Here is a 7,951-nt window from a genome sequence, read left to right as displayed (position 1 = left end):
ACACCGGCCGCGCCCATCGCGCCTTGGCTGACACCGAAATGGCGGCCAATCTGGCACTTTATCTGGCGTCACATTTGCAGCAACACTATGGTCTGGCCGAGGTGACGCATGGTTTGCTGTGCAAGTTGCAAAAGCAGCCGGCGGCCAAGGTCGAAGTCTGGTTGCAGGGACTATCCGTCTGATACACCCTTTATCTCTCGGCTACCGCGGGGCGGGTGATCGTGCGGCGGCTTCGGATATAATGGCCTGATGCATGTCTGCGGGGCATGTACGGCTAACGCGGTTTAAGCAATCGGTTATGGGCACATTTTCAAGCTGGCTGGATGAGGGCGGGCTCGGACAGTATCTGTTGCAGAGCGAACAGGCCTATTTTGATGCGGCGGTTGCCGATGCGTTCGGCTTTCGTGCGCTGCAGTTTGGCGCACCCGGCCATGATTTTCTGCGTGCCAACCGCATGCCATGGCGCGCCTGTATCGGTGATTCGGGCTCCGTTGCCGTACGTTGTGATGCCGCGCAATTGCCTATCGACTCCCGCAGCCTGGATTTGCTGCTATTGCCGCATACGCTGGATTTCACCGCCCATCCGCATCAGGTGCTGCGCGAAGCCGAGCGGGTACTGGTACCGGAAGGGCGGCTGGTGTTGACCGGTTTCAATCCGTTCTCGGCCTGGGGGGGGCGTCGCCTGCTGCAGGGGCGCAGCAAGGTGCCGTGGAGCGGAAATTTTCTGCGCCTGTCCCGTTTGAAAGACTGGTTCGAACTGTTGGGGTTCGAGCTCTCCGATAGCGTATTCATGTGCTACGCCCCGCCGCTTGACCGGCAGGACTGGCTGGCCCACTGGCAGTTTATGGAGCGGGTAGGCCATCGTTGCTGGCCTTTGGTTGCGGGGGTCTATGGTCTCAGTGCGATCAAGCGCCAGCGCGGTATGCGCCTGATCAAGCCGCGCTGGCAAGCGCGCGTGCCGGTGGCCAACCTCGCGGTACTGGGTGACCGGCGCCATGCAGTAGATAATCCTCACGATGAGACACTATGACGCAAGACAAGGTTGAAATTTATTCTGATGGTGCCTGCAAGGGCAACCCCGGGCCCGGGGGCTGGGGCGCATTATTGCGCTTCAAGGGCAAGGAAAAAGAGCTGTGCGGCGGCGAATTGGGGACCACCAATAACCGTATGGAACTGCTGGCGGTGATCGAAGCGCTCAAGGCGCTGACCCGGCCTTGCCATGTCGTGGTGTATACCGATTCGCAATACGTGCAAAAAGGCATTTCCGAGTGGATACATGGCTGGAAGCTGCGTGGCTGGAAAACCGCCGCCAAGGCGCCGGTCAAGAATGCCGACCTGTGGCAGGCACTGGATGCCGAGCGCAACCGGCATTTGTCGGTGGACTGGCGCTGGGTCAAAGGCCACGCTGGCCATGAGTTCAACGAGCGGGCTGACGAATTGGCCAATCGCGGCGTGACGCTGGCACACTGATAGACAAGCCGTGGCTGATACAGCACGGCCATCCGGAATTTCCCATGAGACAGATTATTCTCGACACCGAGACGACCGGCCTTGAGCCGTCGCAAGGGCACCGTATTATCGAATTTGCTGCGCTGGAAATGGTCGACCGCAAACTGACCGGGCGCCATTTGCATCTGTATATGCACCCGGAGCGGGCCATTGATCCGGATGCGCAGCGCGTGCATGGCATCTCGCTCGAGTTCCTCGAAGGCAAACCGCGTTTTGCCGATGTGGCCGCTGAAATTTCCGATTTCATCGCCGATGGCGAGCTGATCATTCACAACGCCCCGTTTGATATCGGCTTTATGAATGCCGAGTTCGAACGCGCCGGTTTGCCGATGACCGCGATGCAATGCGCGGGCGTGATCGATACGCTGGTGATGGCGCGCGATCAGTTTCCGGGCAAGCGCAATAGCCTGGATGCCTTGTGTGACCGTTTTGACGTCGACCGCTCCAACCGGACGGTGCACGGCGCCTTGATCGACTGCGAGTTGCTGGCAGAAGTCTATCTGTGGATGACGCGTGGCCAGGAAAGCCTGGCAATGGATGTCGAGCAGGAGGAGAACGGGCTTGAGACGCTGGAATTGCTGAACTACGAACGCAAACCCATTCCGGTATTGCGCGCCAGCGAGGATGAACTGGCTGAACATGCGCAGTATCTGGATGCGCTGGACAAGTCGGTGAAGGGCGTATGTGTGTGGCGCCAGCTGGAAGCGGGGGGGCAGGCATGAGCGCTTATATTGCGCTTGTGCCGGCCGCCGGATCGGGCAGCCGCTTTGGTGCGCCCAGTCCCAAGCAGTATCTGCAGCTATTGGGTAAGCCGCTGATGTGGCACACCTTGTCGGTGCTGGCTGCCGTGCCCGCCATTACGCGGGTCGTGGTGGTGATTTCGCCGGAGGATGAGTGGTTTGACAGTTTTGACTGGGCGATCCCCAAGCTGGAAGTGTTGCGGGTCGGCGGCCCTAGCCGTGCAGCCAGTGTGCGCAACGGTCTGGCTGCGCTTGGCGCTGCCGGGGATGATTGGGTGCTGGTGCATGATGCGGCGCGCTGTTGCCTGACTGTGCCCATGGTTGAACGGCTGATTGCCCGCGTGGCCGGTGACGAGATCGGCGGCTTGCTGGCTTTGCCTGTGGCCGACACGGTCAAGCGTGCGACGTCCGATGGCCATGTCAGCAAGACCGTATCACGCGAGGGCTTGTGGCTGGCGCAAACGCCGCAGATGTTCCGTTGTGCTCAATTGCTGCGCGCACTGAAAGATGGCGCTGAGACGGCGGTCACCGATGAAGCCTCTGCGATCGAAATGCTGGGCTTGCAGCCGCGTCTCGTCGAAGGCGAGGCGAAAAACTTCAAGGTCACGTATCCGGCTGATTTGGCGCTGGCGCGTGCCATTCTCGCATCAAGCAAGGAGGGTTGAATGTTCCGTATCGGACAGGGTTACGATGTACACCGCTTGGTCGAGGGGCGACCCTTGATTTTGGGCGGGCTGGAAATACCGCATGATAAGGGCTTGCTTGGCCACTCCGACGCGGATGCTTTGCTGCATGCCGTGACCGATGCTTTGCTGGGTGCAGCGGCGCTGGGCGACATCGGGCGTTTGTTTCCCGATACCGATGCTGCCTTCAAAGGGGCGGATAGCCGGGTGCTGTTGCGTGAGGCACTGGCGCGAGTGCAGGCGGCCGGCTGGCAAGTGGTGAATGTGGATGCCACGCTGATTGCACAGCAGCCGAAATTGGCACCGCATATCGAGGCCATGCGCACTAATCTTGCAGCGGATCTGGCGATCGATATCGGTGCGGTCAATATCAAGGGCAAGACCAACGAGACTTTGGGCTATCTTGGACGATGTGAGGCCATAGAAGCACAAGCGGTTTGTTTACTGATGGCTGCACATTAGTACGACATAAATGTCTGGCTGTGGAATAATTGAAGTGACTAGATAACCCGCTACGGAGCCTCCTATGCTTACCCCTGATCAATTGAAATTGGCTGCGGCCAGAAAAGCGCTGGAATTCGTGCCCGAGGACGCCATCATCGGTATCGGTACCGGCAGTACGGTAAATATCTTTATCGAAGAGTTGGCTGCGACCATGAAGGGGCGCATCAAGGGGGCGGTGTCCAGCTCTGAAGCCAGTACGGCACGCCTCAAAGCACATCATATTCCGGTGTTTGATCTCAATAGCGTGGACGAGATCCCGGTCTATATCGATGGTGCGGACGAGATCAACCACTATCTGCATATGATCAAGGGTGGTGGCGGTGCGTTGACGCGGGAAAAGATTGTTGCGGCGGCGGCTCAAGAGTTTATTTGCATCGCTGACGCTTCGAAGTATGTGGATGTACTGGGCAAGTTTCCGGTGCCAATTGAGGTGATTCCGATGGCGCGCAGCTTGGTAGCGCGCGAACTGGTCAAGCTGGGTGGCCATCCCGAACTGCGTCAGGATTTCACGACCGACAACGGCAACATCATTCTTGATGTATACGGCATGCACATTGCCAAGCCGGTCGAAGTCGAAGAGCTGATCAATCATCTGCCCGGTGTGGTGACCTGTGGCCTGTTCGCCCGCCGTCGTGCCGATGTTTTGTTGCTGGCGCGCGAGAGTGGTGTCGAGGTCTTGCGCTAATTTTCTGTAATGGGGCTGTCATGTTGACTTGTTAGCATGCAGCCCTCTGTATCTGCCGTTGCGAGTCTTTCATGTCTGATCATATTTCCAAGCAATTCGACCTTGAGCTGGAGACCGTTCGTACCCGTGTGTTGCAAATGGGCGGGCTGGTTGAGCAGCAGATTCTCTCCGCCATTGATGCACTGCTTAGTGGCGATATCGAGCGTTTTGACAAAGTGATTGTGGATGATGCGCTGGTCAATGCACTGGAAGTGGCGATCGATGAGGACTGCCAGCACATTATTGCCCGCCGTCAGCCGGCCGCCAGCGATTTGCGCATGGTGATTTCGGTGATCAAGACCATTACCGATCTGGAGCGCATCGGTGATGAAGCGCAGAAGATAGCGCGCATGGGCAAGATCATTTACACCTCGGAGCGCTACCAGCTGCCGCGTTTTCGCGAGGTAAGCAAGATGGCCGAGGTCGCGGTCAATATGTTGCGCCGCGCGCTGGATGCTTTCGCCCGGCTGGATGCCAGCGCTGCACTGGAGCTGGCAGAGGAAGACAAGGGGCTGGATGAAGACTTTACTGCCGAGCTGCGCCAGTTGATGACCTTTATGATGGAAGATCCTCGCACCATCAGCATGTCCATCGATACCTTGTTTATTGCCAAGGCAATCGAGCGCATCGGTGACCATTCGAAAAACATCTCCGAGTATGTGGTCTATCTGGTCAAGGGCAAGGATATACGCCATACCTCGATTGAAGAGATCAAGCGTGAAATCGGTCTGACGGCCGGCTAGATACGCCAAAAGCTGAAAAAAAGCGGTAACATGGTTACCGCTTTTTTTATTCCCGCCACTTTTGGAACGTTGTTTTGCCTCTCACCCCTAGCGACTTCCCTTATACCGTACTGGCTGCTGCCGATCTGGGATCGAACAGCTTTCGCTTGCAGATTGCGCGTGTGCTTGACCGCCAGCTGTTTACGCTGGACTCTTTGAAGGAGACTGTGCGGCTGGGAGCCGGCTTAGATGCGGATAAAGTATTGGATGAGACTACACGGCAGCGGGCTTTGGCCTGTCTTGCACGTTTTGGCGAGCGTTTGCGCGGCTTTGAGCCTGCTCAGGTGCGCGTGGTAGGAACCAATACCCTGCGCGTGGCGCGCAATGCGCCCGAGTTTATGCGTGAAGCGGAGGCGTTGCTGGGGTTTCCCATCGAAATTATTGCCGGACGTGAAGAAGCCCGCCTGGTCTATCTGGGGGCTGCGCACGCCATGCCCAATACACCAGAGTCCCGACTGGTCGTCGATATCGGAGGTGGGTCTACCGAGTTTATTCTGGGTAGCCAGTTCAGCGCCCGTGTGACCGAGAGTCTGCCGTTGGGCTGTGTCAGCTACACCATGCGTTATTTTTCCGATGGAAAAATCACCCGCTCGGCCATGCGTTCGGCAGTGCTGGCCGCACGCAATGAAATCCAGCGTATTAGTCATATCTATACCCGGGAGCAGTGGCAGTTGGCCATCGGTACCTCCGGTACCGCGCGTTCGCTACGCGACATGCTGGAGCTGAATGACTGGTCCGTGCGCGATATTACTCACCGCGGCATGGTGCAATTGAGCGAGGCATTTATTCGTGCGGGCCGCATCGATGCATTGGCGATCAATGGCCTCAAGCCTGACCGCGCAGCAGTAATGCCGGGGGGGCTGGCGATCATGATGGCCATTTTTGAAGAACTGGGTATCGAGGTCATGAGCGTGGGGGAGGGGGCATTACGTGATGGTGTACTGCATGATCTGATGGGGCGGCAGCGGAATCATGATCAGCGTGAGCTGACTGTGGCGGCCTTTGCCCGGCGTTACCATGTAGATGAGGCGCAGGCTGACAGGATCCAGTCCTTGGCCGAGCTGTTCTACCGGCAGTTGTCGGGAGAGGATTGTGAGCCGGATACGCTCAGGCAATTACGCTGGGCGGCGCGGTTGCATGAAATCGGTTTGACGATTGCGCATACGGCTTATCACAAGCACGCGGCCTACATTCTGCAAAATGCCGATATGCCCGGTTTTTCCCGTCGTGAGCAGTCCGAACTTGCGACGCTGGTGTTGGGGCACCGCGGGGACATGGGCAAGATGCAAGCCTTGGTGGAAGAGCCCGACCGCTGGTATGCAGTTGTGGCACTACGGCTGGCGGTGCTGTTTTATCGTCGTCGCATGCTGCTGGATCTGCCGGCACAGCTTGACTTGCAGGCGCGGGCGCGGGGCTTTGCCCTGGTGCTTGATGGTGCATGGCTGGATAGCCACCCATTGACGGCTAGTGCCTTCGAGCAAGATGTCGCGCAGTGGCAAAAAATAGGCTTCAAGCTGGAACTGGTGAGACGATAGCATGCACACCCCCGAGCTTAAGACGCAAGGCCCCATTCTGGATAAGGCTACCAGAGTGGGACCGTCGGATACGACGGTACATGGGGAGGTGTCGGTTTCCCTGATCGAGTATGGCCCGCAGGGGTGTCACGAGACGCTGTTTTCCAGTGTGGCGGAAGGTCTGGCCTATCAAACCAAGGCGGAGGTGTTATGGCTGAATGTTTACGGCCTGGCCAACCCGGAATTGATGCAGGCCATAGGCCAGCGCTTCGGCCTGCATCCTTTGGTGCAGGAAGATATCCTCAGTGTACGGCAGCGCCCGAAAGTCGAGGAGTACGATGGCTACTTGTTTCTGGCAACGCGCGTATTCCACTATCTGGCGGGTGAAGAGCGCCGCTTGCAGTCCGAGCCCATGTATATGGTGGTGGGGCAGGGCTTTGTGCTGACATTTCAGCCGCACCCGCTGGGTGTATTCGGTGCCGTGCGCGAACGCTTGAAAAAGCCCGACTCCATGTTGCGGCTGCATGGTGCCGATTTTTTGGCTTATACCCTGATTGATGCGGTGATTGATGATTACTTTGGTGTGCTGGATGACTTCGGTAACCGGGTTGAGACGATAGATCGCCAACTGTTGGCGGACAAGAGTGGCGGTGTATTGCGCAGTATTCACAGGCTTAAGCATGAAGGTATGCGTTTGCGTCGCGCTTTATTGCCACTGCGCGATATGCTCAACCAGATGACGCGTGGTGATCTGCCGCAGTTCAGGCCGGAAACCCGGTTGTGGTTGCGGGATGCGTTTGATCATTGCCTGCACTTGTTGGAGTCGCTTGATGCTTCACGCGACATGGTGGCAGGCATGCTTGATTTATACCTTTCTATCCAGTCCAATCGCTTGAATGTGCAGATGCGTGTGCTGACCATTATCTCCATAATCTTTATGCCGCTGACGCTGATTGCCGGTATTTACGGCATGAACTTCGATTACATGCCCGAGTTGCATTGGCGTTGGGGGTATTTTGCTGTTTTGGCAGTGATGGGACTAATTGGGGCCGGTATTGCATTTAGTTTCTCGCGCAGGCGCTGGTTGTAAGTCAGTCGATTTTTTCGTTTATCTTTTTTCTTTGTAATCAGTACCTTATTGTTTTTCCGTGCTTAGCTGGTGTTTTTCTTGGGTTTTGGCTGTTGACGCATCAGTTCAAGGTGCGTATATTTCGCCTCCTCAGCTGACGACGCAAACGAAACAAGCGGCGCGGCACTGCTCTTTAACAGAACGAACAACCGATAGGTGTGAGTGCTTGGCGATGCCAAACACTCGCACTGCAAGAAGATTGGAAACGTAAAGTTTCTTTGAACTTGCGTGCCAAAGTACGAAAAAAGCATAGAGATTGAACTGAAGAGTTTGATCCTGGCTCAGATTGAACGCTGGCGGCATGCTTTACACATGCAAGTCGAACGGTAACAGGGACTTCGGTCCGCTGACGAGTGGCGAACGGGT

At 56.9% G+C, this 7,951-nt stretch carries 9 protein-coding genes, 1 rRNA gene and 1 pseudogene; all 11 read left to right on the top strand.

Annotated features, from left to right (window positions below; genetic code table 11):
* Positions 1-182: pseudogene (locus EGI20_RS15415) on the top strand (3'-5' exonuclease); the annotation flags it as partial.
* 116 nt (positions 183-298) lie between these two features.
* The gene (locus EGI20_RS15410; protein WP_498632494.1) at positions 299-1,030 is read left to right on the top strand and encodes a class I SAM-dependent methyltransferase; all 732 of its coding nucleotides are present in this window, start codon (positions 299-301) and stop codon (positions 1,028-1,030) included.
* Positions 1,027-1,470, top strand: coding sequence for a ribonuclease HI (rnhA, locus tag EGI20_RS15405; protein ID WP_124735612.1), 444 nt, complete (start codon positions 1,027-1,029; stop codon positions 1,468-1,470). The genes EGI20_RS15410 and rnhA overlap by 4 nt, the downstream gene beginning before the upstream one ends.
* 44 nt (positions 1,471-1,514) lie before the next feature.
* Positions 1,515-2,231, top strand: a complete 717-nt coding sequence (gene dnaQ / locus EGI20_RS15400; protein WP_124735611.1) for a DNA polymerase III subunit epsilon — start codon at positions 1,515-1,517, stop codon at positions 2,229-2,231.
* Positions 2,228-2,914, top strand: a complete 687-nt coding sequence (gene ispD, locus EGI20_RS15395) for a 2-C-methyl-D-erythritol 4-phosphate cytidylyltransferase (RefSeq protein ID WP_498632492.1) — start codon at positions 2,228-2,230, stop codon at positions 2,912-2,914. The genes dnaQ and ispD overlap by 4 nt, the downstream gene beginning before the upstream one ends.
* Complete coding sequence (gene ispF / locus EGI20_RS15390; RefSeq protein ID WP_498632490.1) at positions 2,915-3,394, top strand: 2-C-methyl-D-erythritol 2,4-cyclodiphosphate synthase; 480 nt, start codon at positions 2,915-2,917, stop codon at positions 3,392-3,394.
* Positions 3,395-3,458: 64 nt separating this feature from the next.
* Positions 3,459-4,121: a ribose-5-phosphate isomerase RpiA gene (rpiA, locus tag EGI20_RS15385; protein ID WP_498632489.1), complete on the top strand. Its 663-nt coding sequence runs from the start codon at positions 3,459-3,461 to the stop codon at positions 4,119-4,121.
* Between the two features lie 71 nt (positions 4,122-4,192).
* Positions 4,193-4,903 (top strand): phosphate signaling complex protein PhoU, encoded by a 711-nt coding sequence (gene phoU / locus EGI20_RS15380; protein ID WP_124735607.1) that lies wholly within the window; start codon positions 4,193-4,195, stop codon positions 4,901-4,903.
* Between the two features lie 74 nt (positions 4,904-4,977).
* Positions 4,978-6,477, top strand: a complete 1,500-nt coding sequence (gene ppx / locus EGI20_RS15375) for an exopolyphosphatase (RefSeq protein ID WP_498632487.1) — start codon at positions 4,978-4,980, stop codon at positions 6,475-6,477.
* 1 nt (position 6,478) lies between these two features.
* Positions 6,479-7,546 carry a magnesium/cobalt transporter CorA gene (gene corA, locus EGI20_RS15370; protein WP_498632486.1) on the top strand — a complete coding sequence of 356 codons (1,068 nt, stop codon included), beginning with the start codon at positions 6,479-6,481 and terminating at the stop codon, positions 7,544-7,546.
* A gap of 297 nt (positions 7,547-7,843) precedes the next feature.
* Positions 7,844-7,951: ribosomal RNA gene (locus EGI20_RS15365) — 16S ribosomal RNA — on the top strand; the annotation flags it as partial.

It is taken from the genome of Aquitalea sp. S1-19 (genome assembly GCF_024343515.1).
This window is presented reverse-complemented; position numbering and strand designations above follow the sequence as displayed.

What these genes read in the sequence shown, in the direction of transcription:
- rpiA (WP_498632489.1), top strand. Translation starts at nt 3,459, where the DNA reads ATGCTTACCCCTGATCAATTGAAATTGGCTGCGGCCAGAAAAGCGCTG.
- rnhA (WP_124735612.1), top strand. Translation starts at nt 1,027, where the DNA reads ATGACGCAAGACAAGGTTGAAATTTATTCTGATGGTGCCTGCAAGGGC.
- phoU (WP_124735607.1), top strand. Translation starts at nt 4,193, where the DNA reads ATGTCTGATCATATTTCCAAGCAATTCGACCTTGAGCTGGAGACCGTT.
- ispF (WP_498632490.1), top strand. Translation starts at nt 2,915, where the DNA reads ATGTTCCGTATCGGACAGGGTTACGATGTACACCGCTTGGTCGAGGGG.
- ispD (WP_498632492.1), top strand. Translation starts at nt 2,228, where the DNA reads ATGAGCGCTTATATTGCGCTTGTGCCGGCCGCCGGATCGGGCAGCCGC.
- corA (WP_498632486.1), top strand. Translation starts at nt 6,479, where the DNA reads ATGCACACCCCCGAGCTTAAGACGCAAGGCCCCATTCTGGATAAGGCT.
- dnaQ (WP_124735611.1), top strand. Translation starts at nt 1,515, where the DNA reads ATGAGACAGATTATTCTCGACACCGAGACGACCGGCCTTGAGCCGTCG.
- EGI20_RS15410 (WP_498632494.1), top strand. Translation starts at nt 299, where the DNA reads ATGGGCACATTTTCAAGCTGGCTGGATGAGGGCGGGCTCGGACAGTAT.